25 protein-coding genes are annotated in these 24401 nt (G+C 32.0%); 12 read left to right on the forward strand and 13 right to left on the reverse strand.

The window, feature by feature from the left end; all coding sequences use genetic code 11:
• Positions 1-64: 64 nt before the first annotated feature.
• From Q0829_RS02885 to Q0829_RS02905, 5 genes are all read right to left on the reverse strand, one after another.
• Positions 65-814, reverse strand: a complete 750-nt coding sequence (locus Q0829_RS02885) for a glucose 1-dehydrogenase (RefSeq protein ID WP_298539712.1) — start codon at positions 812-814, stop codon at positions 65-67.
• Positions 815-864: 50 nt separating this feature from the next.
• The gene (locus Q0829_RS02890) at positions 865-1446 is read right to left on the reverse strand and encodes a TetR/AcrR family transcriptional regulator (protein ID WP_298539715.1); all 582 of its coding nucleotides are present in this window, start codon (positions 1444-1446) and stop codon (positions 865-867) included.
• A 78-nt stretch (positions 1447-1524) separates the two neighbouring features.
• Positions 1525-2052 (reverse strand): GNAT family N-acetyltransferase, encoded by a 528-nt coding sequence (locus tag Q0829_RS02895; RefSeq protein ID WP_298539718.1) that lies wholly within the window; start codon positions 2050-2052, stop codon positions 1525-1527.
• A gap of 14 nt (positions 2053-2066) precedes the next feature.
• Positions 2067-2816, reverse strand: a complete 750-nt coding sequence (locus Q0829_RS02900; protein WP_298539721.1) for a C40 family peptidase — start codon at positions 2814-2816, stop codon at positions 2067-2069.
• A gap of 62 nt (positions 2817-2878) precedes the next feature.
• A complete protein-coding gene (locus Q0829_RS02905) occupies positions 2879-4057 on the reverse strand; it encodes an acetyl-CoA C-acyltransferase (RefSeq protein WP_298539724.1) in 1179 nt (392 codons plus the stop codon).
• Positions 4058-4238: 181 nt separating this feature from the next.
• On the opposite strand from Q0829_RS02905, the gene Q0829_RS02910 reads away from it, so the two are divergent.
• Positions 4239-6284, forward strand: coding sequence for an HDIG domain-containing metalloprotein (locus Q0829_RS02910; protein ID WP_298539727.1), 2046 nt, complete (start codon positions 4239-4241; stop codon positions 6282-6284).
• Positions 6285-6374: 90 nt separating this feature from the next.
• Here Q0829_RS02910 and Q0829_RS02915 read toward each other — a convergent pair whose 3' ends face one another.
• The 8 genes from Q0829_RS02915 to Q0829_RS02950 all read right to left on the reverse strand — a co-directional run bounded on the left by Q0829_RS02915 (position 6375) and on the right by Q0829_RS02950 (position 14229).
• Positions 6375-6662 carry a DUF3817 domain-containing protein gene (locus Q0829_RS02915; protein ID WP_298539730.1) on the reverse strand — a complete coding sequence of 96 codons (288 nt, stop codon included), beginning with the start codon at positions 6660-6662 and terminating at the stop codon, positions 6375-6377.
• A 67-nt stretch (positions 6663-6729) separates the two neighbouring features.
• On the reverse strand, positions 6730-7968 hold the full coding sequence (locus tag Q0829_RS02920) for a mechanosensitive ion channel domain-containing protein (protein ID WP_298539733.1): 1239 nt from the start codon (positions 7966-7968) through the stop codon (positions 6730-6732).
• 58 nt (positions 7969-8026) lie between these two features.
• A complete protein-coding gene (locus tag Q0829_RS02925; protein WP_298539735.1) occupies positions 8027-8644 on the reverse strand; it encodes a VTT domain-containing protein in 618 nt (205 codons plus the stop codon).
• A 237-nt stretch (positions 8645-8881) separates the two neighbouring features.
• Positions 8882-9256: a hypothetical protein gene (locus Q0829_RS02930; protein ID WP_298539736.1), complete on the reverse strand. Its 375-nt coding sequence runs from the start codon at positions 9254-9256 to the stop codon at positions 8882-8884.
• A gap of 366 nt (positions 9257-9622) precedes the next feature.
• Positions 9623-10507 (reverse strand): DUF2807 domain-containing protein, encoded by an 885-nt coding sequence (locus Q0829_RS02935; protein WP_298539738.1) that lies wholly within the window; start codon positions 10505-10507, stop codon positions 9623-9625.
• A 40-nt stretch (positions 10508-10547) separates the two neighbouring features.
• Positions 10548-11045 (reverse strand): DoxX family protein, encoded by a 498-nt coding sequence (locus tag Q0829_RS02940; RefSeq protein ID WP_298539740.1) that lies wholly within the window; start codon positions 11043-11045, stop codon positions 10548-10550.
• A 135-nt stretch (positions 11046-11180) separates the two neighbouring features.
• Entirely contained in the window at positions 11181-12884 is a 1704-nt protein-coding gene (locus Q0829_RS02945) for an alpha-amylase family glycosyl hydrolase (protein ID WP_298539742.1), read from the reverse strand.
• A 157-nt stretch (positions 12885-13041) separates the two neighbouring features.
• Positions 13042-14229, reverse strand: a complete 1188-nt coding sequence (locus Q0829_RS02950; protein ID WP_298539744.1) for a helix-turn-helix domain-containing protein — start codon at positions 14227-14229, stop codon at positions 13042-13044.
• A gap of 84 nt (positions 14230-14313) precedes the next feature.
• On the opposite strand from Q0829_RS02950, the gene menA reads away from it, so the two are divergent.
• The 11 genes from menA to Q0829_RS03005 all read left to right on the forward strand — a co-directional run bounded on the left by menA (position 14314) and on the right by Q0829_RS03005 (position 24396).
• A complete protein-coding gene (menA, locus tag Q0829_RS02955) occupies positions 14314-15279 on the forward strand; it encodes a 1,4-dihydroxy-2-naphthoate octaprenyltransferase (protein ID WP_298539746.1) in 966 nt (321 codons plus the stop codon).
• 190 nt (positions 15280-15469) lie between these two features.
• Positions 15470-16150 carry a metal-dependent hydrolase gene (locus Q0829_RS02960; protein ID WP_298539748.1) on the forward strand — a complete coding sequence of 227 codons (681 nt, stop codon included), beginning with the start codon at positions 15470-15472 and terminating at the stop codon, positions 16148-16150.
• Entirely contained in the window at positions 16150-17190 is a 1041-nt protein-coding gene (locus tag Q0829_RS02965; protein ID WP_298539750.1) for an o-succinylbenzoate synthase, read from the forward strand. Before Q0829_RS02960 ends, Q0829_RS02965 begins: the two co-directional genes overlap by 1 nt.
• Before the next feature lie 14 nt (positions 17191-17204).
• Complete coding sequence (locus tag Q0829_RS02970) at positions 17205-18116, forward strand: CPBP family intramembrane glutamic endopeptidase (protein WP_298539752.1); 912 nt, start codon at positions 17205-17207, stop codon at positions 18114-18116.
• Positions 18117-18185: 69 nt separating this feature from the next.
• Positions 18186-19295 (forward strand): AMP-binding protein, encoded by a 1110-nt coding sequence (locus Q0829_RS02975; protein ID WP_298539754.1) that lies wholly within the window; start codon positions 18186-18188, stop codon positions 19293-19295.
• A gap of 822 nt (positions 19296-20117) precedes the next feature.
• Positions 20118-20462, forward strand: a complete 345-nt coding sequence (locus tag Q0829_RS02980) for a hypothetical protein (protein ID WP_298539756.1) — start codon at positions 20118-20120, stop codon at positions 20460-20462.
• A gap of 17 nt (positions 20463-20479) precedes the next feature.
• Positions 20480-21145: a hypothetical protein gene (locus tag Q0829_RS02985; protein ID WP_298539758.1), complete on the forward strand. Its 666-nt coding sequence runs from the start codon at positions 20480-20482 to the stop codon at positions 21143-21145.
• Between the two features lie 14 nt (positions 21146-21159).
• Entirely contained in the window at positions 21160-22179 is a 1020-nt protein-coding gene (locus Q0829_RS02990; RefSeq protein WP_298539761.1) for a hypothetical protein, read from the forward strand.
• Positions 22180-22245: 66 nt separating this feature from the next.
• Positions 22246-22551 (forward strand): hypothetical protein, encoded by a 306-nt coding sequence (locus Q0829_RS02995; RefSeq protein WP_298539762.1) that lies wholly within the window; start codon positions 22246-22248, stop codon positions 22549-22551.
• Positions 22552-22623: 72 nt separating this feature from the next.
• Positions 22624-23463, forward strand: coding sequence for a phytanoyl-CoA dioxygenase family protein (locus tag Q0829_RS03000; RefSeq protein ID WP_298539764.1), 840 nt, complete (start codon positions 22624-22626; stop codon positions 23461-23463).
• 48 nt (positions 23464-23511) lie between these two features.
• Positions 23512-24396 carry a phytanoyl-CoA dioxygenase family protein gene (locus Q0829_RS03005; RefSeq protein ID WP_298539766.1) on the forward strand — a complete coding sequence of 295 codons (885 nt, stop codon included), beginning with the start codon at positions 23512-23514 and terminating at the stop codon, positions 24394-24396.
• Positions 24397-24401: the final 5 nt, after the last annotated feature.

The following is a 24401-nucleotide window of genomic DNA, read 5'->3' on the forward strand; positions in this document are numbered from 1 at the left end:
CGCTCAATGTGACAGTATGATTAAAACACGGTGCTTTTCGGGTAAATTACTAAAAATGAAAACACTAAATTTGACTCAATCCACCATCTACTTCTAATTCAACTCCGTTAATATAAGATGCATCCTCAGAGGCTAGGAATAAAGCAGATTTAGCAATCTCTTCGGATGTTCCAAAACGTCCAAGAGGTACCTGTTGTGCAAATCCTTTACCCATTTCTTCTACTACATCTTCTGGAAGCCCCATTTTTCCATAGATTGGTGTGTCAATAGGACCAGGTGCAATTGCATTTACTCGAATTCCTCGGGATTTCACTTCTGATGTCAATACTCTTTGATATGCACGTAAAGCTCCTTTGGAAGCAGAATAGATCCCTAATCCGTCAAAACCTTTTTGATGTACGACAGAATTAGTAAAAAGAATTGTTCCACCATCATTTATATGCGGTAATGCTTCTTTTGTAGCGATAATGGGACCTTTAACATTGATGTCAAATATTTCATTGTAATGTTCTTCTGTAATGTCTGTAGTAGGAGTAGGAGGTGCAATTCCTGCGTTTAAGAAAAGAATGTCGATTTTCCCATATTTATTGGTAGCTTCCTGTATTAAATGTTTGTTATCAGCTGCGATACCAACATCAGCTTTGACGGTTATGAAATCACCTTCTAGTTCTTTAGCTACTTCATCCAATGCTTCTTGACGTCTTCCAGAAATTACTACTTTGGCACCTTCTTGAAGATATAATTTTGCGGTTGCTAAACCGATACCGCTATTAGCTCCGGTTATTACTGCGACTTTGTTTTTTAATTTATTCATCATGTTATATTTTATTTGAAACAATCGTTTCAAAATAGGTTAAAAAAATATTAATATAGTACTTTTAGTACTGTGTTTATTAAGTTCTTAAGTTCATCCTCATTATTATTTAGTATTCCTGTCATACGAAATCCTTGTATTGCAGAATATAAATACAGCGCATACTGACCTGCAGTTTGATCTTCATTAAAAACCTTTTCCATTTGTCCATTATGAACTAAATCTTCCAAGACAGCTAACATTTGCTCTTGATTTTGTTCCATAAAAGATTTTATTAAAGGTTCTTGATTGGTCATTTCAGATTTACAATTTACGATCAAGCAACCTTTTCTATTTGGATCTGTAATAATATCTTTCAGATACATTTCGAAAATTGATTTAATGGTTTCTAAAGCATTTTGCGCTTGTATTGTTTCTTTTCCTATATTTTTTTTGGCAATAGATTGGTAATGCGAAAGTACTTCCATAAATATGCCTAGTTTGCTCCCAAAAGAATTGTAAATACTAGATCTATTTAGATCAGTTGCATCTACTAAATCTTGCATAGAGGTTCCGTTATATCCCTTTTTATGGAATACTTCTGTTGCATTTTGCAATACTTGTTCTCTATTAAAAGTTTCTACTTTTGGCATATTATTGAAATGATCGTTTCAAAATTAATTATAATTATTAAAGCGAAATGTTATAAAAATATTAAAATTTTAAAATGCTTATAGAATCAACTTCATCAGGATATCTGTTTGCTTATCAGAACCTAACATAAATGGGTGCTTGCCAAAGGTTTTAAATCCAATTCGCTCGTAAAATTGTATTGCTCTTTTATTTTTATCCCAAACTCCTAACCATATGAAGGTTATTTCTTTTTCTTTGGCAATTTTTACTGTTTTATCCAAAAGATACTGGCCAATACCCTGACCTTGATGAGTGTTTATTACATAAATCCGTTCAATTTCTATAGAGTCTTCTGATATAACTTCTGTTTGCGCTGTTCCAAAGTTTAGTTTTAAATAGCCAACCAGTTCATCTTTATACAAAGCGAAGAAGAATTGAGATTCAGGATTTAGAATCTCGTTTGTAATTTTTTCTAAGGTAAATTTCTGACTTAGATAATAATGAATATTCTCTGGTGTATTATGCGGAGGACCAAAAGCATCGTAGAATGTTTGACGGCCAATCTCCAGAAGTTTATGGTTATCTTCAGGAAGAACTCTTACTATTTTTAATTCCTGAGATTCCATATTTTTTTGTTCTGTTATACAATTCGCTTAATAACTCTTAATTTATGAGTGTATAAGCGTTGTTCTGCATTAAAAATTCCGGTATGATCTATACGATCCACACGCACTTTGCCATGCGCGTGGATAATATAGTTATCTTTCATAATAATACCGACATGGGTAATTGCTCCTTCGTCATTATCAAAAAATGCCAGATCACCCGGTTCGCTTTCTTCGATAAAACTTAAAGGATCTCCTTGCGTTGCCTGTAAAGAAGCATCACGCAATAATTTATATCCGTTTAGTTTATAAACTATTTGGGTAAAACCACTACAATCGATACCAAAATTTGTTTTTCCGCCCCATAAATAAGGAGCATTCAGAAACATAAATGCTGTTTCTACTAATTTTTCTTTTGGTTGTTGCTCTGTAATTCTATTACCATCATATTGATGTTCAAAAAAATCTAAAGCTCCTAATGACGAACCTAAAGCAATTGGCATTAACTGATTATCTCTACAGCTTACAAAATCAATTAAATCAGCAGTTACATCTAATGGTTTTGTATCAAAATCTTTATATTCTTCTTCTGTAATCTCTACATACTGTTTATTATCAATCCAACCTTCATAGGTATCAAAAGCTAAGCGGATTCGGCTCCATTTTTTTCGTTTTTCTAAAATTTTAAAATGATCACCATATAAAACCTGTGATACCATTTCACTAGGATCACTTGGTTCAAAACGTAAAGGGACAATACTAAGATTGCAAATACCGTATAGCATGAATCTTTATAGGTACTAGATATTAAACATTTAATAAATTTCTATGATATTTGATACGCTAATTATAGACGCTCAATTACCATTGCTGAAGCACCACCACCACCATTACAAATAGCTGCTGCTCCGGTTTTTGCATTATTTTGTTCTAATACATTCATCAATGTAATTAAAATACGAACACCAGAACATCCTAATGGGTGTCCTAAAGATACCGCTCCACCATTAACATTGGTATTAGAGTCATTCAACCCAAGTATTTTCATATTAGCCAATCCTACTACAGAGAAAGCTTCATTGAATTCAAAGAAATCTACATCCTCTAATTTGATTCCTGCTTTATCGATAGCTTTTGGTAATGCTTTTGCTGGTGCTGTTGTAAACCACTTAGGTTCCTGAGCTGCATCTGCATAACTTTTAATTTTTACCAACGGTTTTAATCCAAGCTCCGCTGCTTTTTCTGCACTCATTACTACTACAGCTCCTGCGCCATCATTAATGGTGGAAGCATTCGCAGCTGTGACTGTTCCTTCTTTTGTAAAAGCGGGACGCAAGGCGGGAATTTTCTCCATTTTTACGTTTCTATATTCTTCATCTTCTGTAACCATTACAGGTTCTCCACGACGTTGTGGTACTGGAACGGGAACAACTTCATTAGCAAATTTACCTTCTGACCAGGCCTTTGCAGAGCGTTTATACGATTGAATAGCGAAAGCATCTTGATCTTCTCTGCTAAAATTATGTTCTGTTGCGCACAAATCTGCACAAACTCCCATAGCATTTTGATCGTACACATCTACTAAACCATCACGTTGCATACCATCTTCTAGTGTTTGAGGGCCAAATTTATGTCCAGCTCTAAGTCTTACATAATGAGGAATCAAACTCATGTTTTCCATTCCACCAGCTACTATAATATCAGCATCACCTAGTGCAATTGCCTGAGCTGCATGCATTACAGCTTTCATACCACTGGCACATACCTTATTAACTGTAGTACAAGGTACCGAATCATTCAGACCAGCTCCCAAAGCTGCTTGTCGGGCTGGTGCTTGTCCGTTTCCGGCTTGTACAACATTACCCATAAATACTTCTTCAACCAATGAAGGGTCTAAATTAATTTTATCTAATGCACCTTTTATTGCTATGGATCCTAATTGTGTAGCAGGAACCGTAGATAAACTTCCTAAAAAACTACCTATTGGAGTACGTGCTGCTGATACTATTACAACGTCTTTGCTCATTATATTCGAATTTAATATATGTGTGTTTGTTATTTTGCGAATTTAAGGATTTTTGAAGGATATACATAGCTAAGTTATTGATAGGATTTACTAATCCTAAATTATACGATGGGCTATTTTTTGACCTTCTTTGTACTGACTTATTTTTTAGTACTTTTGAGTAATCTATACGAATATTCTGGTGAAAAAGTTTTTAAATAATTTTTATAAAAATCAATCCTTTTTATATAAAGGGTTTCTTTTTGTTAGTACATTGATTCTCATAGTATATTTATTCCCAAAAGGAGGGGTTTTTAAGTATGAGTTTACAAAAGGAAAGCCTTGGCAGTATGAAAACTTATATGCTCCGTTTGATTTTGCTATTGCAAAAACTCAGGAAGATATTGACGCAGAGAAGAAACGTATCGAAGATAATAACATACCGTATTTTGAGTATGATACTATTATATCAAATACTGCAAAAGATAATTATAATGCTGCGTTTAAAAGTAATTTAGAAACTTTAGATCAAAGTAGTTCAGGAAAACAGGCAAAGCTTTTTGGTAGGATACTTCTTAATGATATTTATAGATATGGTGTTTTACAAGAATCATATGCCTATGAGAGTAAAAGACAGATCTTTCTTAATAAAGGTAATAAAGCAGAAGCTATCACTTTTGGACAAATATTGACACCTAATGCGGTTACCGCACTTATCAACTCTAGAATTGATAAAAGCGAATATGTTAAATTTAAAAGTGGTTTTGTAGCCTTATTTTATGATTTAATTAAACCAAACGTATCTCTAAATCAAAAATTAACTGAAAGTACACTAGAAAATGAATTAGCTCAGGTACTTACTACTAGAGGTAGTGTTTCTAAAGGAAGTAGGATCATTGCAAAAGGAGAGGTAGTAGAAGGAAACAGATTGCAAATACTTACATCTTTAAAAGCGGAATATGAGTCACAAGTATGGAGTGATAAGAACTTTTATTGGATTGTTTTTGGGTATGGGATTCTAGTTTCTCTAGCTTTGTTAATGTTATTGCTTTTCATACGAAAGTATAGAAGGGATATTTATGATAATAATACTCAGGTTACTTTTATCGCATTTAATATTCTGTTAATGGTCTTAATCACTACATTGGTGGTTAAATACAAGTCAGATTATATTTACATAGTTCCGTTATGTATTTTACCGTTGATTTTAAAGGCTTTCTTTGATTCTCGACTTGGATTATTTACGCACGTAGTAACAGTAATGATTTTAGGGTTTGTTGTTCCGAATAGTTATGAATATACGTTTTTACAAATTATTGCTGGTATTGTTACCATACTAACTATTTCTGAATCTTATAAAAGAGCAAACTTATTCATTACAGTTGGACAGATTACTGGGATCTACATTTTGGCTTATATTGCTTTTCATATAATTCATGAAGGAAGTATTAGTGATATTGATTGGACAACTATTGGGTTATTCGTTATAAGTGGTTTTGCTACATTAATAGTACATCCATTGATTTATGCTTATGAAAAGATGTTTGGTCTCATCTCTGATGTTTCTCTTTTGGAGCTTAGTGATACTAATTCTTCTTTATTAAGAGAACTATCTGATAAAGCTCCAGGAACCTTTCATCATTCTCTTAATGTTGCCAATATTGCAGAAGCTGCAGCTAGTGAAATAGGAGCAAATGTAATGTTGGTTAGAGTAGGAGCTTTATATCATGATATTGGTAAAATGGCGAATCCCACATATTTTACTGAAAATCAAACGGCATCAGGAAATGCACACGATGTATTATCTCCTAAAGAAAGTGCTAATATTATCATCAATCACGTTATAAGAGGTATTGAGATCGCCAAAAAGAACAAATTACCAGATCGTGTAATTGATTTTATAAGAACACATCACGGAACCAGTACGGTTTATTATTTTTATATGAAAGCCAAGGAAATTAATGAGAATGTGAACATGGAAGATTTTCAATATCCAGGACCGAAACCTTTTTCTAAAGAAACTGCAATTTTGATGATGAGTGATAGTGTAGAGGCCGCTTCCAAGAGTTTGAAAAATCCAACCAGTAGTTTAATTGATTCATTTGTGGAGAAGATAGTGAATAAACAAATGGACGAAGGTCAATTTCTTAATGCAAACATTACATTTAAAGAAATCCAACAAGTCAAGAAGGTCTTTAAACGAAAGTTAACCAATATCTACCATTTAAGGATTGAATATCCGGAGTAGGCAATGAGTTATTGAGTATTTTAGAGGTGAGTATTATATTATTAGAGTGTTATGAATAATATAAGGATACTCACTGACTCACACACTCCTTTACTCACTTACTTTTTTATTCAAATACTTTCCATCCATCCAGAAAGTTCCAAAAGGAATTATGGAGCATATCAGTACTATTACCAATGTCTTATTATCCCATCTTTTTTCTGGTTTTACTAAAAAAGCAAATACAATATAAGCAAGAAATAAAAAACCGTGTGCCATACCAATTATCTTATTAGGCTCAGGAGATGCAAATAAGTACTTAAGTGGCATCGTAACAAATAGGATAGCTAAGTATGAAATTCCTTCGAGATAGCTAATAAATCTGAAACTGGTAATCATATTTTTTATTTGTTTAAAATTGGATGCAAATTTAAGGCTCAGAATATATCCAAACGTTAATAAATACCTATTTTTTATTACGATAGTCTAATTCAAATATTTCGAGATCAAAATAAGGGATAGCAGATAATAAATGATCAAAAATGTCTGCAACTATTTTTTCATAGTTTTTCCAGACTTTATCATTACTAAAAGCATAAATTTCTAAAGGTGTTCCCTGAGAGGTAGGCGCTAATTGGCGACTCATAATCATCATCTCATTATTGATATTTGGATGACTCTCTAGGTAAGATTCTACATATTTTCTAAAAACACCCATATTAGATAAGTTATTACCATTCATTAGAACTTCTTTATTTATATGATGTTCTTTATTATATGAACTTATCTTTTCCTGTGCTTCGTTCAGATATTCTTTAATAATTTCTACTTTTTTAAGACGATCTACATCATTTTCTGATAAGAATTTAATACTAGAGGCTTTTATTAAAATAGCTCTTTTGATTCTACGTCCACCAGAATCCATCATACCACGCCAATTTCTGAAGGATTGAGAAGTTAAATGATATGTAGGAATTGTTGTAATTGTCTTATCAAAATTCTGAACTTTAACAGAGGATAGGTTTATTTCTATAACATCTCCATCGGCACCATATTTATCCATGGTAATCCAATCACCAATCCTAACAGTATCATTTACAGCTACCCGTATACTAGCAACAAAACCTAGTATAGTGTCTTTAAATATTAATAAAATAACAGCAGACATAGCACCAAGAGCAGTTAGAAATGTCCATATTGATTTTCCTGTAATCGATGAGAAAATAAAAATGGCTCCAATAGACCATACGACAATCATAAAAACCTGAACATAACTGTCTATGGGTTTATCCTTAAAAGATTCTAAGGATTTAAGAAAATCCCTGAGTGTTCTCAGGATGCTTCTTACAATCCAAATGGTTAATGCGATAACAAAAATATCAAATAGGATTTCTAGATAGTTTTCTGCAATGGGAAAAGCTATAAAAAGCTTAGGTATTATCCAAATACTTATGGATAATGGTATGATGTGCGATAAGTAATCAAATGTTCTGTTTTTTACTAAATAATCATCAAAAGTATTCTTTGATTTTGAAGCATATCTTTTAAAAAGATTTAAGATTACCTTTCGGATGATTTTATCTAGAACAAATAATGTTACCAGTAATAAGCAAACACCAATAACCACATTCAGGTATTCTGCCATTGTTTCTGAAAAGCCATTAGAAACTAAAACTTTATAAAAATACCGAGTTAGTTTTTCCATAAAAACAAATCAATTCAGATATATGATTACCCTACAGGTTATTTTGTTCTAATAAGTTCTATACTAAACTAAAAATAGCAACAGCATACAAATAGAATCTTACAAAACGCAACAGTCCAAAAAGTAAATAACTAATAAAAGGATATTTTATCATTCCTGCGGCAATACTGGTAATAGAAAAAGGAATTGGAAGTAATGCTCCTACTACAATTAAAAACCCTCCCCATTTGCGAGTATTCCTAATATGTTTTGCCATTTTAACCTCTAAATATTCGTGAACTGAGGGGATTTTGGTAATTGATTTTCCTATGAAATAGGAGATAATTCCTCCTAAATAAGACAATAGGGCAAGTATAGAGAGATATAAGATAGGGCTAGTTGTTTTGTCACTCCAGGCAATGAAAATTTCTGGAGGAATAAGGCCCAACAAAGATTCTGAAGCAAAAAACACACTAAAAACTACATAGTCTGAATAGTTTTCTGTTACATAAATCAGTAAATCATTGATATTAATAACAAAATAGTTTACGATCAATAGACCTGCTATAAAGAGTAGGATAGGAGGTAATGCTTTTTTTAAACTGATTCCTAAAAATTTATAGAAACCTGTATAGCTATAGTATTGATGCAATAATTGCAATCGTGTTTTTTTTACAGATCGGGGATTCATTTTCATAACAATTTTTCCACAAGGCAACAAAAATAATATATAATTGATTTTTTATCGTTTATAAAATCATAAAATTTGTCGAGAAGTTGTTATAATAATTACAATGTATACATAAAACGTTCCAAAACGTTGGTTATAAAGAGGGTAGTGTACAATTAACTTTATGTATTTAAACTAAAAAAACCCTGAAAAATGATCAAGGTTTTTAAGATACTATAGAAGAAAAATAGTATTATATATATTCTATGCATTCAAGGCATCTCTATAATCTGCCAAATCCATAACATTCATTTTATTTTTTAAATCCTTAAATAAGGAAACAAGATACATAAGGCTTTCTACCGGATTTACATCTTCATTATTCACTACTGGTGCTTCATTGCCCTCTTCTTGTTCTTCGATAGGTTCATCATCTGGAATAGGGATAAGAAAACTATCATTTTCTTCGATATGTTCATAAGTAAGTCTTAACACTTTTACCACCAATGGTACTTGCTGTTCTAAAGCATAAGATCTCAAAGATTTAAGATCCTCTATTAGAGTATCTGTATTGATTCCAGATTTTTCTAGATCAGTCAGAATTTTGTCAATTAATTTGAGCGCCTTTTTATTTTCCAAGGATTATAAAATTAGTTTGTTTTAAAAAATGATTACGGCAAATTTAACCCTTTATCTAAATCTTTGAAATCTTTTAAAACAATAAATTTACTTTTTATTGTTAAAAAAAATATTAGAAAAAAATATTATCAAACGGATTGAGGAATTTTCCCCGTAAGATACTGGTCATTAGTTGTTTATTACTTCAAAAACTAACTTATGCTTGTATTCCAGCTAAAGTTTGAGGTTTAACCGTAACCAAAATTCCTTAATCCTTTTTATCTTTGACAGGTATTCCAATTACAATTTTTCCCTTACTTTTTTTGTTTTCCCCAACACTTACCTCCTTGAATACAGGAGGTAAGTTCTTCTTGGGGTATTTCGTAATTAAAATAATACTACAGTCTTATTTTCATCTTCTTCTTTTATTGTAATCAATAATTTTCTTTTTCCTAATGTACTTACCTTATATACCTTGGTTCCAGTGGTCCAATTTTCCTTTCTAACCGCTTGCGGCATCATCGGAAATCCATAGCTAAATTTCGAACCATCGGGTTTAGGACCAACAACTAAGAATTGATTTCTGGTTAATGAATTATTTTTGATTTTGAATTTTATATATTTCACCAAGCTGTTTTTGATTTTCTTTTTGCTATGCGTGACTGTTTTTCTTGCATCTCCTTTTATTTTTTTTGGAGTATTCATGATTTTGAGCTTGGCTTCTTTACTTAATTTAGTATCTAATTCATTAGTAACATACACTTTTGCAGAACCACGACTCCATATGTTTACTCTAGCATTTTCTGCAATCAGGCTAGATGAATCGATAGTAGCAAGCTCTCCTGCGATACGTAGTTCTTTTGTTTTTCCATCCATAAAAATTTTACCGATTGGTGCTAAAACTTGAATGTAACTATTATCAAGATTAATAATTCTTGTAGTATCATGTGTTCCGCTTTCTACTTTTCTAATATTAGGAGCACCGATAACTATTTTAGCATTTTCTGATGGTTGTATCCATTCTTTTTGATCCAGGTGTAAGGTCCCATCTATAACTTCCTTATCTATATAATCAATTAAGTTAGCATCTGTAGTTATAGTTAGGCTTTCTTCTTTAGATTGATCAATAATTACTTGAGCATAAAAATTAATTTTTACGTTTTCGATATTATTAACATCAAATGTTTTGGTGATGATTTCTTTATTTCCTTTTATTTGAGACAAGGTTGTTAAACTAACCGATAATAATAATATGTTTATGACTTTTTTCATGACTTTATATTTTTAGATTAAATTTTTGATAGTATTGTGATTAAGCTACTCCGAACCACTTTTTAGTAATCACATAATCGATTCCGAATTTTCCTGATCCTAAGACAAGATTGTAGATAGCGATCCATAAGAATCCCATTGCAGGTAGCATTCCCCATATCCCACCATCCCATTTCTGGAAAATTATGGCAACTAGCATCGTGCACATAATGAAAAAGGAAGCGATTCTTGTTTTGAAACCTAATAGTAGGAATACACCTCCGATAGCTTCACTAGCAGCACCCATCCAGGCAAAGAATACTGGGAACATAGCAAAAATACCTCCGTATTCTGCAATATCTTTAGGGAACCATTCTACAACTTCTAGGAAAGCTAAATCAGGTGCTCCTTCTGGACTCCAGGGAACCCCGAATTTACTTCCTCCAAAATTCACAGCTAAAAAATAACCACAGATGATTCTAGGAAACGCAAATAGTAAATCTATAGACCAATGCGCCATAGTAATTGGAACAATAATTTTTTTAATAACATTTTTCATAACTAATATGATTTTAGATTGTTTGATAGTTCAAATGTCTGAATCAGTTATGAATACTGCGCCCCAAAACAAAATAGGACGGCTCAAATCATAATTTGAGCCGTCCTATTTTAAGTGAGACAGTATGTTAATAGGCTATTTCTTAGCTTCTAATAGTACGATATCATTATCAGATTTTATTGTCACACTGCCATCTTTTACGGTAACATTTGTTCCAGAATACACATCTGTTAAAACAGTACCCTCTTTAAAGACAGCATTGACTTTTAATGTTTTTGTTCCTTTTCTTAGGTTTAACCCTACAACGACACTATCAGTAACATCTTCTTTCTTATATGTTCTTGAAAATACATATGGAGTTTCACTAATCATTTTGTGTTTTCCAGCTCCAATGGCTGGATGATCTTTTCGGAATTTCCCTAATTTTTGCCAATGTAATAATAGTGATTTAGTTTCTTCTGTCTCCAAATCTTCCCAGTTCATATTTGATCTTAGTGTAGCATCTCCTTGTGCTCCTTCAATGATTAATGATCTTGCCGTTTCATCTCCATAGTATACCTGAGAAATACCAGGAGTTAATAAAAGCTTTGTTGCAGATTCATAGGTTTTCTTTCTTTCTTTATCAAAAGGATCACCATCATCATGAGAACTGATGTAATTCATAACACTTTTACCAATTAAACCAGTCTGCAATGCGGTACTATATTTACTATATAGTTTTTCATAATTTAATTGTCTTGCATCATATTTAAACTGAAAATTAATAAGATTATCAAATCCGTTAGCATAATAATCTACCTTACGATCTCCAAAATCATAAAAACGCTTTCCATCAATTCCATATCCGTATAATTCTCCAAGAACATAAAATTCATTGTTATCTAATACCCTATCCGGATTATTTTTCTTCCACTCTGTAAAAGCAACCTTTGCTTGTTCAGCTAATACGCCCCATACACCTTCTTCTACATGTTTTACAGTATCTACGCGATATCCATCAATACCTAACTCTTTTACATAATCAGTTAACCATTTAATGATATAGTTTTTGGGAGATCTTTTAAGACCTGTTTTTGCAAAAAAGATTTCCAATTCATCCATTTCAGCTTCTAATCGACCTTCTTTTTCCCATTTTGCTTTTAATGCTTCAGGAAGTTTTACTTCTTCATCACTTTCCGTTTTAACATCAGGAAGATTTTTTACTAAAGTACATTTAACAGCAGTTTCATAATCTTTATATGTACATTGTGGAGTGGTACGTACCCAATCATCTGACCAAACAGGATCTTTATCTGTTACAGGTCCCGTATGATTAATAACCACATCCATTAGAATTCGTATACCGTTTTGATGAGCTACCTCTACTAATTTTTTAAGATCATCATAAGTTCCAAAATTAGGATCTATAGTAGTCCAGTCTTTTGCCCAATATCCATGGAATGCATACGTATTACCCGTTCCTTCATCAACACTTTCATGAATTTGCTCTACTAATGGATTTACCCAAAGCGCATTAATTCCAAGATTAGTAAAATACCCATCTTCAATTTTTTGTATGATTCCTTTTATATCTCCTCCTTCAAAACCTCGCAACACTCCGGTTTCTTTTTTTCTTTCTAAAACGTCATCATTGGTAGTATCTCCATTTTTGAATCTGTCAGCCAATAAAAAATAAACGTTTGCACCTTCCCAAATAAAGGGCATATTTTCTGTAGTAACTTGCTTGGAAGTCTCTAATGTTTCGGTTTCGGTTGTTGAAGGAGTTGTTTTAGTATCACTCTTACAGGAGATAAGGATACTAAAAAGTCCCAAAAAAATAGTTGTTAATAAATGTTTCATGTGTTAGTTTTTGTGTTTCAAAACATTATTCAGAACTATAATAAAGTAACGATAAAAGAATTGAAACAATATTCAATACTGGTTTAAGCTGCTAATCTATAAAAATGAAGATAAAAATCCATCTTTGTAGAATTGTGAAATTCGTAAAAATGCTGAATCAAGCTTTGTTTTGGGATGCTACAAATTGTGAAGGAGATGTGTTTGTTAATTTTTTGAACACTCTATTAAAGGTTGCTTTACTATTAAAACCACATTCATATGCGATTCCTAAGAGAGATAATTGTTGTTGTTTTCCCTCTTGTAACATCACTTGTACAGCTTCAACTCTGTATGAATTTATAAAATCATTGAAATTTTTCTCAAATCCCGAATTTATAGTATCTGATAAGGTCGAGGCAGGGATGTTAAGCATTTTAGAAAGTTCTGTAAGATTTAAATCTGGATTAAGAAATGGTTTTTCTTTTTCCATGAACACTTCAATTTTTTCTTTAACTCTAATTATATCTTCACTAATTTCAATCTGTGGAGTATCAGTATTCTCTTTAATAGTCACCGAAAAATTTAGATTATTCAACTTATTAGTATCTGTAAAATATCCTTTGATTCCAATGTAGATAATAGCTACGGCTGTAAAAAAATGATACCACCATTTTTGTGTCCAATGTAAATCTGTAATCACAGAGCCTATAACTCCCTGAAAAATGCTATATAAAAATAGAAAAGAATAAATAAAAAGAAAGTTTCTAATCCAATTTAACTCTAGACTGTAGGTGTTAGAGAAAAACTGCTGAATCTTCTTTCTGTATATGTAATATAGCTGTATGGTAAATGCTAGATATAATAACATTTGTAGATTTTCTATAATTCCTATTAGTGGACTTACATATTTTTCATCTAGAAAAACCTTTAGATACCCATTTTGAGTTTCATCGAATCCTGGTTGAGAAGCATCATAAATAAGAATACATATTTTATAGACAATGTATAAGCTAACGGGAATAAAATGTATAATATCCTTTTTTCTGAACTTAAAATTAGATGTTGTTATTGATTTTACATAAAAATAGAGTAAAGGACCAATAGCTAATGATAATGCAATAAGCCAATAATTAATCTTTGTGTTTCTATAGGTATCATACCAATCCATAAAACCAATGGTATAGGTAGTTCTATGATATCCAGTAATAAAAATAAGTATGGATAGTATTAAGGCGGGAACATATTTCTGTTTAAAGTAACGCACTAATAAAAGGAATGCAAATAAAAAAGCTTGTAACACCAAAATTAGCAATGGTGTACTGTATATATTAAAAGAAGGAAATTCTAATGGTAAATGAATTGGCATAACGCTAATTTAAAAAAATCACAGAAGTATTTTTTATTTTTTTTTTAATTAAAATACTGTTCCTTTGACAATAATTTAATTAGAATGACCAAATTCAAAGCTTGGATCTCTGCTGCACGACTTCGAACCTTACCTTTATCTGTATCTGGAATTATTGTAGGATCTTCTATAGGAGTTAGATTTATATATGAAGACATTCTGAAAGTTATAGAGTCTAATGATTATTTAATTTGTTTATCTGGACCAAATTTTTTTGATAAATCGATTTTCTGGTTAGCTATTGCAACGACCCTGGGATTACAGATTCTATCCAATTTTGCTAATGATTACGGTGATGGTGTAAAAGGAACAGACAATGAAGATAGAGTAGGACCACAACGAGCATTGCAGAGTGGAATAATTTCTAAAAAAGAAATGTTCAGAGGTATTGTTATTACAGCTATCATTACATTGATTTTAGCAATTTTACTAATCTACGTATCCTTAGGTAAGGAATATTTTGTGTATTCCGTTTTCTTTTTCTTCTTGGGGTTGGCAGCTATTATTGCAGCAATTAAATACACTATGGGAAATTCTGCTTATGGATATCGAGGGCTAGGTGATGTGTTTGTTTTTATATTCTTTGGATTGGTTAGTGTGGTAGGATGTTATTTTTTATTTACTAAGAATTTAAATTGGTTAGTTTTTCTTCCCGCAACCACTATAGGTTTTTTGAGCGCTGCAGTGTTGAATCTTAATAATATGAGAGATCACGATAGTGATAAAAAAGCTAAAAAAAATACGATTGTAGTTAAAATGGGGTTAATAAAAGCCAGAAAATACCACTATTTCTTGATAACATCAGCTATGGTATCAATGCTAGTTTTCTCATTTTTTACATATGAATATTATACGAATCTACTTTTTTTATTGGCGTTTATCCCATTATTGATTCATCTAAATAAAGTGGTAAAGACAAAAAATGCAGTTGATTTAGATCCAGAGTTGAAAAAAGTGGCATTATCAACATTTTTACTTGCCATATTATTTAGTTTAGGGCAGATTTTTTAATTTAGTGACACTTAGTTTTAAGGAGCTTGTAAAGCGAACTTAAAACTATTAGTGGAACTTATCCCGCTGCAGAGCGGGATCTAATACAATTATAATTTATTTAAAGAGTTCGAAAAGCAAGCTTTAAACTAGTAAAACTTATCCCGCGGAGAACGGAATTTATATTTAATAAAAACAAAAACCTCATATAATGAAAATTACATTTTTTGGGCATAATACATTATTGTTAGAAATTAAGGATATCAAAGTTTTAATAGATCCTTTTATTTCAGGTAATCCATTGACTAAAGATACGTTAGATATCAATGATTTTAAAGTAGACTATGTACTGTTAACTCATGCACATCAGGATCATACGTTAGATGCTGAAGCTATTGCAAAGAATAATAATGCCACCATCGTTTCTAATTATGAAATAGCAATGCATTATCAAGCAAAAGGAATAGAAGTACATCCTATGAATCATGGCGGTAATTGGGAGTTTGATTTTGGCAAAGTAAAATATGTGAATGCGATCCATACCAGTAGTTTTCCTGATGGTAGTTACGGAGGTCAACCTGGAGGATTCGTGATCGAAGGTGAATATAAAAACATTTATGTAGCTGGTGATACAGCATTAACAATGGATATGAAGTTAATTCCTTTATCTACTAAATTGGATTTAGCCATATTTCCTATTGGTGATAATTTTACAATGGGCATTGATGATGCTATAATCGCAAGTGATTTTGTAGCGTGTGATAAAGTATTGGGAGTACATTATGATACTTTTGGATACATAGAGATTGATCATGATGAAGCTAAAAGAAAGTTTTTTGCTAGAGATAAGGATCTTATGTTGTTAGATATTGGCCAGAGCATAGAACTATAATGAACGCTACCTATCATAGACATATTTTAGAATTCAAAAGACCAAGTGGTACTTCTCGTGGGGTACTAAAGACAAAAGAAACCTGGTTTATTGTTATTACTTCTGAAGAAAAACAAGGTATTGGAGAATGTGGGATTTTAAGAACTTTAAGTATTGATGACAGACCTGATTATGAGGAGAAATTGAAATGGACTTGTAATAATATTCATTTAGGAGTTGATCAACTTTGGGAAGAATTAAAAGAGTTTCCTAGTATTCAGTTTGGTGTAGAAATTGCTTTTAAATCTTTAGAAAGTGACTCCCCGTTTTTATTATTTCCTTCAAAATTTACAGAGGGAAAAGACACTATTCCTATTAATGGATTAATATGGATGGGAGAGAAGGAGTTCATGAAAGATCAAATCAAGGATAAGCTAAATCAAGGGTTTGATTGTATAAAAATGAAGATAGGTGCTATCGATTTTCAGGCAGAACTGGAACTTCTTTCTTATATAAGGTCTCAGTTTTCTAAAGATGTTATCGAACTTAGAGTAGATGCTAACGGAGCTTTTTCCTCTGATAAAGCACTAGAAAAATTATTAAAGTTAAGTAAGTATCATCTTCATAGTATCGAACAGCCTATTAAGCAAGGACAATTAGAAGAGATGAAGACTTTATGTAAAGAAACTCCATTACCAATAGCGTTGGATGAAGAATTAATTGGGGTTTTTAATGTAACAGAAAAGAAAAAACTACTACTAACAATAGAACCTCAATATATAATTTTAAAACCAAGTTTAATAGGTGGATTTAAAGGCACTCAGGAATGGATTGATTTGGCTGAGGAGCTAGGAATAGGATGGTGGATCACAAGTGCATTAGAAAGTAATATTGGATTAAATGCAATTGCTCAATATACTTTTACCTTAAATAGTAAAATGCCACAAGGTTTAGGAACTGGAGGTTTATATACTAATAATATAGAAGCTCCATTAGCAGTAGATAATGGAACATTAACATATCAACCTTATATGAATTGGGTTGTGTCATATTTAGATTAATAAAATAATTATAGATGTATATAGAACAAGGAAGAAAAGGAAAACTTGGAATGTGGAAATATTTATTTCCCCCACTAGGATTTTTTGGTTTAATGATCTTAAATTTCTTAGTCAGTTTATTAATGGGACAGGATACCGAAACTGTTATGCAAAATCAAATAGAAACATTCGGGAAACCCTTATTTTTTCTTATAGCCGTAGCACCTTTTGTTGTTTTTTTGGGAGCATTATTCTTTTGGGTAAAAATAGTACATCAGCAAAGCATAACTTCATTAACTACTTCTAGAAAAAAAATAGATTGGAAACGAGTGTTCTTTATGTTTGGATTAATGTCATTATATATTGGTATTACCACATATATAGGATATATCGTTTCTCCAGATGATTATGAGTTAAATTTTAAACTGCAACCATTTTTGATATTAGCTATAATGGCAATAATATTAGTACCTATACAAACCAGTTTTGAAGAGTATTTTTTTAGAGGATATTTAATGCAAGGACTTGGTATTGCTACAAAAACAAAATGGATCCCTTTTGTAATTACCTCTGTGACATTTGGATTAATGCATATTGCTAACCCAGAAGTAAGCAAGTTAGGACCCATTATTATGGTTTATTACATTGGTACAGGATTTTTCTTAGCAATTATGACATTGATGGATGAAGGTTTGGAATTGGCATTAGGATTTCATGCGGCCAATAACCTGGTAACAGCAATGTTAGTTACATCCAGTTGGACGGCTTTTCAAACAGATTCGTTATTATTATATACAGCAGAACCTGAGGTGAATTTCGAAATTCTATTTCCGGTGTTAATTATATTTCCTGCTTTTTTATTCATTTTGACTAAAAAATATAAATGGTCAGGATGGAAAGATAAATTATTCGGAAAAATAGAACCAGAACTTCTGACAGAAGAATGATAACAAATTCATAATATACAATTTACTTAAGCATAACCTATGGATATGTTAGAAAATTGAAATTTGGATATGCAAACAAAAGATACATTTTCTACCCCAAAAGTGCACAAAGATTTTTGTATTAACAAACAGTCTTTGGATAATGAAGGTTTACAACGAATTGCGTATAATTTTATCAAAGAAGGAGAGTTTTATGAGCAAGAAGTTGGTAATTTTCTATTAGATTGGTTAAATGAGAAAGATCATATTGTTGTAATGACATCAGGTTCTACTGGAAAACCTAAAAAGATAAAGATTTACAAACAGCATATGGTTAATAGTGCAAAAGCTACAGGTGCTTTTTTTAAAGTAAATGAAGGTACAACGGCGTTATTGTGCTTACCAGCTACCTATATTGCGGGTAAAATGATGTTGGTACGGGCAATGGTATTAGGATGGAAAATAGATTTAGTTCCGCCTAAAACAAATCCTTTGGATACCGTCTATAAGCAATATGATTTTTGTGCAATGGTACCATTACAACTTGATAACTCAATCAACAGACTCCATCTACTTAAGAAATTAATAGTAGGAGGAGGAACTGTATCAGAAAATCTAAAAGAACTCATTCAAGGAATCAAAACTAAAATTTTTGAAACCTATGGAATGACAGAAACGATAACTCATATTGCTGCAAGAAGAATCAACCCAAAGAAAAAAGACAAAAAGGATGGCAAGTACTTCAGAGCTTTGCCCAATATTACATTGAGTACAGATGATAGAAATTGTCTAATAATTAAGGCTCCTCAGCTAAATGAAGAAACTATTATTACCAATGATGTAGTGGAACTCAAAACGTATAAAAAATTTATCTGGAAAGGGCGCTATGATAATGTAATTAATAGTGGAGGTATTAAATTGTTTCCAGAAGAGATTGAAACAAAATTACAACTGCTTATTGGACACCGTTTTTTTATAACAAGTATTCCTGATGATACATTAGGAGATAAAGTAATCTTAATCATTGAAAATGATTATAATGAGTTAATGTATAGTACTTTAAAAGAAGCTATACATAGTGTTAAAACACTTTCTAAATACGAAATACCTAAGAAAATTTATTTCACCCCTCAGTTTATAGAAACAGATAATGGAAAAATTCAGCGTACTAAGACTCTGGAATTTGTAGTTGGAGTATAACCGTTAGAAGATGAATTGCTAAATAATCATACTCTGCTTAGCTAAATTTTAATCATTTTATAGTTCAGAATGATAACAATAGTACTTGTACGTTGATCCATTCAGAAACTTATGTATTCCTTTTTATTAATTATATATAACACTTTTGAAAAAATCCTATTCAAATATTTCTTCTACAAATATAATTGTGACTAAATATATGCAGTTTTAAAGTGGATTATTCCCTCGATTTATATTCTGACAGAGGTCGAAAACCAAAAACGTTATTGTAAGTTATTCAAACATCAAATAGTATAGATGAAATTGAAATTTATTGATTCCATTTATAATCAAGTTAATTATACATCCTACTCCAAAGAGGTGTTTGTTTATTTCCCTAATAAATCAATTATAAAAAATAGTATTATTCCCCGTTTATTGAAGTTTTTTGGGGATTAATGTAAATAAGTACCTAAGGATCATTGTTCTTAAATGCGAGGAAATACATTGTTAAACAAACCTAGGGTAAACCACTTGTAAAACAGGTGTTTATACTGGTTTTTTTAAAATTAGTTAGTTGTAGTTTTGTAATGTAGTACTATAAAAACAAGTTTGGATACCCGATTCCAAACATAAAAACAGGGGCAATTCTTAAAGTTTTTTATGAGTAAAAAACGACATCAATAACATCATCGTTTTTATAAGTTATCGCACAGTAAATTTTTCCAGTATTAAGATAACAATTCATAAAATATAAATGAAAATTCAAATATAATTGATCACTATATTTTTCTATTAAGGGTGGCTTTATTTCGTAAAATTAATAATTAATAAAACAAAATTATGAGCACAAATGGTATTTCAACAACCGATGGGAAGTTGTTTTTTTCAAACCCTCCTCATCCAGATTCAAGTCATACACCTGAATTTAAAAATCTTGATGATATGAAAGATTTTAAAATAGATACTTCGGCTAAAAGTAAAAGCTTAGCTAAATCTGCTAGTTTACCTAAAGTGGCGGTTTATGCTGTAGCACCAGACGTATTAGTCACTCCCGCTAACCCTTTAGTGATTTCTGGTAGTGGACCTGTTTCTGTAAGTTTTGGGCAAGTTACAATTGAACCAGGAGGACAAATAAAAGTCTTAACAACTGCAGATATTAAAATCGAAAAATTGATAAAGAAATAATTTAAAAAATATTCAAAATGAGCAATTTAACAGGAGATATAATCATATCGGGAGCCGATGGTTCGGCAGGTACAAATGGCCAAAGTCAATCGAATCCAGCACCAAGTGGTAATAATGGTACAAATGCAAACTGTGATTGGGATTCAGTTTGTCGTCCAAAATCCAGTTCAGGGACATCAGGAAGTAATGGAGCCGCAGGAGGAAGTGGATCCTCTGGTGGTGATGGCGCAGCTTGTCCTTCGGCAACAATAACAATAGGTGAACTTACAGGAACAATTACCGTTTCTGCTGCTGCTGGAACTGGCGGAAACGGCGGAAATGGAGGTGCTGGACAAACTGGTGGAAATGGTGGAGATGGAGGAAAACCTTCAGGATGTCCTGCTGGTTCTGACTGTTCAGGTAGTAATGGTGGAGATGCAGGGAATGGTGGAAACGGTGGAAATGGTGGAAACGGTGGAAACGGAGGAAATGGAAGTCAGGTTATTGTACAGTACCACGGAGGAAACGTTCTTACTTCAACGCCAACGCCAAAAGGAGGATCTGGAGGAGTTGATGGCTTAGGAGGTTCTGCTGGAAAAGCAGGCTCTCCGGGAGGAAAACCAGCTAGTGGTGGTACCGCAGGAAATAGTGGTGCAGCAGGAAGCAATGGTACTCCAAGTAACATCATTACTCAACCAGTATAGTAAAACGCGTGTTTATGAATGATACTAAAGAAAATATCATTAATAATGTAACGCAACTTTCATCTTATGCTACAACACTTAGCTTGGCTCCGGCTAAGCAGGTGTTGCAGCTTAGAGATGAATTACTTGCCTTACCAAATGAGACTAAGTGGACGCTTGGAGGTAGATCAGGATTAAATTCTGACGGAAGCCCGCTTCAATATTGTATTAGTTCTTCTAATAGTGGATTGCACGGACGGTTTATAAGTGATCCTTCTTGTATAATAGGTCCACCCAAAGAACGATATCAATATAGTTATCTGGCTTTACAGAAACTTTATAAAAGAACAGGATCAAGTGACATTAAGAAGGTATGCGAAGAGATGTTAGCATATCATTTACCTAAAGAACAAGAGGTGTTGCAGGACTATCCAGATGGAGTGTTTTGGTTAGGAGCTTCACCTGATAGATCAGGAATGGCTGTTTACATAGACGGAAGAAGAGGAGGACATGATGCCTCGTGGAAGCGCTTAAGAGACTGGCTTACTGATTTAATGCCAAATAATACTGAAGTGGATTCTTTTATAAGTGCTGTTAAGCCTTTTGCAGATATCATGAGTATAGGTTTAGAAGGAAGTAATCTAAAAAACTTAAGAGCAAAAATCTATTTCCGTTTATCAAAGCCTACTTCATTTAAGGATTTAGATATTCCTTTACTAAAAGAAAACAAGTTTACTACTTTTTTAAACGATGTTGTTGGTGATAAGGCGATAAGGCTTTCTGGACTTGTTTTTAACATAGGTTTTCATATTGCTTCCTCTAAAATGTTTGATGCAAAAATAGATGTGTGTGGTTGTAATTCTTGTGTAAAACTGAACTCTAAAGAATGGATTGCTTTACTAAATAAAACAACATTAAAAAATGATGTAAAACCATTTCCTGTAGATGATAGTGTTCTTGATACTCAGTGTGCTGTTTCTTATTACGGAATGGGGGTTGATAGAAAAGGTAACGTTAGAATAAATTTATACTTAAAAAATAAATTATTGAACTAAAATAATTACCGATATCTCCTAAGACTTTCTAATCAAAACTAATAAAATATAATAAAAAAATTATAGATGAAACAAGATGTAATTATTCCTAGAAATAGAATTTTAATTTACTATCAGGGGTATTGTGGGAAATGTAAAATTTTATCAAAGTTAGTGGTGTTGCTTTCTTTCAACTTTGTGAAAAGAATTCCTTTGGAAGTAGATGATAGTATTAAACTATTTTTTGAAGATTATCCCAAAGCCAAAGGATATCCCATTCTTTTCTTAGGAGCTAAGCCTATATATAATTATTGGGTATTCCCAGCTGTTCCTTTTGCAATCATGTTATCCTGGGTGTATCGGATACAAACGATTTTTGGTAAAAAGCAATAATTTCTTGCGATCGAAAGAATACCGATTGCTAATTAAAAAGATGCCTTTAAGACAATTTAATTAAAACATTTTATGAGAACGATTTTTAAAGATCCAAAACTTCAATTAGAATTTGAAGATAAAGGTTATGTGGTTATAGATTTTTTAAGCATAGAAGAAGTAACCCAGTTAAAAGAAATATATAAAGAGCTGAATGGTCAACCTACTCAAATGGGATTTTCTACATCTAATATGAGTATGGATGCTAATTATAGAAAAAAAGTATCTAATACGATTACTTCGGTATTTAGTAATGCGGTTAATAAACATTTTGATCGCTTTAAGATGTTTTTTGGAATATTTACTTCCAAACAGCCCAATCAAGAGAAAGGTCTTTGTTCGATGCATCAAGATCCTACATATGTGGATGAAAGTAAATACCAGGGGATCACGATATGGGTACCACTCATAGATACTAATGAGACTAATGGAGCACTAGAAGTAATAGACAGAAGTCATTTACTTAATGAATACCCTAGAAGCACATTACCTAGATTTCCATACGGTGATTTAGTGCCTTTATTACTAAAAAAATATTTCAAAAGATTAGACATCAAAGCAGGACAGGCTTATATCGGTAACTCCAAAGTTTTTCATTGGTCTCCATCAAATATGAGTAATGAAGAAAGAGTTGCGGCTTTAGCCTGGATGGCAGAAGAAGAAAGCCAAATGAGATGCTATTATCAAGATTTTAAAAACCCAGGAAAAACCATGGAAGTTTTTGAATTAGAAGCGGATCATTATATAGAAAATCCACTTTTTAGTAGACCAGATGAAAGCAAAGCAAAAAAGATAGAAGAGGTAGATAGTCAATTCGAACCGCTAAATGAAGCCAAAATTGATGCTATTATCAATGGTGTAACTACAGCCTAATCTAATATTTGTTTTGATTGCCTAAAGCGAATTTAAAAATAAAAAATCATGAGCATTACAGAGAAATTATTAAGTGACGATTCTTTTGAAAAAAAGAAAAATACCAGAGTACTTTTTAAAGATGATATTTTAAATAAATCTTTTCTTAAAAATGGTTTTGTTGTTGTTGATTTTTTAAATGCATCAGAAATCGAAGAATTAATAAATTCCTATAGAACACTTCATGGAGATTTGGGAGAAGCAGCATTTGCTTCTACAATAATGAGCAAAAATCCTGAATATCGATTCGCTGTGTCTTCAATAATAAATACAATTTTTCGGAGAGCAATACAGGAATTATTCATTGATGTTAAGTTTTTCTGGGGAAATTTTAATATAAAATATCCGAATAAAAAGAACGGAGTAGTACCTCTTCATCAAGACCCTTCATTTTTGGATGAAAGAAATTTCAACCCTCTAGGAATATGGGTTCCATTAGTAGATACGAATCAAGAAAATGGTGCCTTGCAGGTCATTCCGGGCAGTCATACAATTTTAGATAGCCCTAGGTGTGGAGGACAATTGTTCCCATATTCATCAATACAAGATTCTTTATTAGAACGTTTTGGGAAACCACTGTTTATGAAAGCTGGTCAAGCATATATAGGAAACCCTGCTTTATTTCACGCTTCACCATCTAATGAAAGTTTACATCCCAGAATTGTTGCCGCTTGTTTGGCAGGACCTGTAGAAAGTGAATTGAGATACCATCATTATAAAGTTACAGAAGAAAAAGAAGTAGCAGAAATGTTTAAAGTAGATGATTCATACTATTTATCTGCTCCATTATTTAGTAAACCTAATGTATCTGAATATGAATTATTAGAATCGATTAATATTCAAAAACCACCTAGTAAAGAAATGTTGTTTCAGCTATTAAGTCAGTTTAATTAAAGAGA

Origin of the sequence: uncultured Aquimarina sp., assembly GCF_947492405.1 — a bacterium.
GTDB lineage: Bacteria > Bacteroidota > Bacteroidia > Flavobacteriales > Flavobacteriaceae > Aquimarina.

Excerpts from the sequence above, each read along its gene's own strand:
- Q0829_RS02975 (WP_298539754.1), top strand. The coding sequence starts at position 18,186 with ATGCAAACAAAAGATACATTTTCTACCCCAAAAGTGCACAAAGATTTT.
- Q0829_RS02920 (WP_298539733.1), bottom strand. The coding sequence starts at position 7,968 with ATGGAAAAACTAACTCGGTATTTTTATAAAGTTTTAGTTTCTAATGGC.
- Q0829_RS02895 (WP_298539718.1), bottom strand. The coding sequence starts at position 2,052 with ATGGAATCTCAGGAATTAAAAATAGTAAGAGTTCTTCCTGAAGATAAC.
- Q0829_RS02885 (WP_298539712.1), bottom strand. The coding sequence starts at position 814 with ATGAATAAATTAAAAAACAAAGTCGCAGTAATAACCGGAGCTAATAGC.
- Q0829_RS02985 (WP_298539758.1), top strand. The coding sequence starts at position 20,480 with ATGAGCAATTTAACAGGAGATATAATCATATCGGGAGCCGATGGTTCG.
- Q0829_RS02980 (WP_298539756.1), top strand. The coding sequence starts at position 20,118 with ATGAGCACAAATGGTATTTCAACAACCGATGGGAAGTTGTTTTTTTCA.
- Q0829_RS02935 (WP_298539738.1), bottom strand. The coding sequence starts at position 10,507 with ATGAAAAAAGTCATAAACATATTATTATTATCGGTTAGTTTAACAACC.
- menA (WP_298539746.1), top strand. The coding sequence starts at position 14,314 with ATGACCAAATTCAAAGCTTGGATCTCTGCTGCACGACTTCGAACCTTA.
- Q0829_RS02905 (WP_298539724.1), bottom strand. The coding sequence starts at position 4,057 with ATGAGCAAAGACGTTGTAATAGTATCAGCAGCACGTACTCCAATAGGT.
- Q0829_RS03005 (WP_298539766.1), top strand. The coding sequence starts at position 23,512 with ATGAGCATTACAGAGAAATTATTAAGTGACGATTCTTTTGAAAAAAAG.
- Q0829_RS02950 (WP_298539744.1), bottom strand. The coding sequence starts at position 14,229 with ATGCCAATTCATTTACCATTAGAATTTCCTTCTTTTAATATATACAGT.
- Q0829_RS02940 (WP_298539740.1), bottom strand. The coding sequence starts at position 11,045 with ATGAAAAATGTTATTAAAAAAATTATTGTTCCAATTACTATGGCGCAT.
- Q0829_RS02890 (WP_298539715.1), bottom strand. The coding sequence starts at position 1,446 with ATGCCAAAAGTAGAAACTTTTAATAGAGAACAAGTATTGCAAAATGCA.
- Q0829_RS03000 (WP_298539764.1), top strand. The coding sequence starts at position 22,624 with ATGAGAACGATTTTTAAAGATCCAAAACTTCAATTAGAATTTGAAGAT.
- Q0829_RS02925 (WP_298539735.1), bottom strand. The coding sequence starts at position 8,644 with ATGAAAATGAATCCCCGATCTGTAAAAAAAACACGATTGCAATTATTG.
- Q0829_RS02915 (WP_298539730.1), bottom strand. The coding sequence starts at position 6,662 with ATGATTACCAGTTTCAGATTTATTAGCTATCTCGAAGGAATTTCATAC.
- Q0829_RS02900 (WP_298539721.1), bottom strand. The coding sequence starts at position 2,816 with ATGCTATACGGTATTTGCAATCTTAGTATTGTCCCTTTACGTTTTGAA.
- Q0829_RS02960 (WP_298539748.1), top strand. The coding sequence starts at position 15,470 with ATGAAAATTACATTTTTTGGGCATAATACATTATTGTTAGAAATTAAG.
- Q0829_RS02990 (WP_298539761.1), top strand. The coding sequence starts at position 21,160 with ATGAATGATACTAAAGAAAATATCATTAATAATGTAACGCAACTTTCA.
- Q0829_RS02965 (WP_298539750.1), top strand. The coding sequence starts at position 16,150 with ATGAACGCTACCTATCATAGACATATTTTAGAATTCAAAAGACCAAGT.
- Q0829_RS02945 (WP_298539742.1), bottom strand. The coding sequence starts at position 12,884 with ATGAAACATTTATTAACAACTATTTTTTTGGGACTTTTTAGTATCCTT.
- Q0829_RS02995 (WP_298539762.1), top strand. The coding sequence starts at position 22,246 with ATGAAACAAGATGTAATTATTCCTAGAAATAGAATTTTAATTTACTAT.
- Q0829_RS02970 (WP_298539752.1), top strand. The coding sequence starts at position 17,205 with ATGTATATAGAACAAGGAAGAAAAGGAAAACTTGGAATGTGGAAATAT.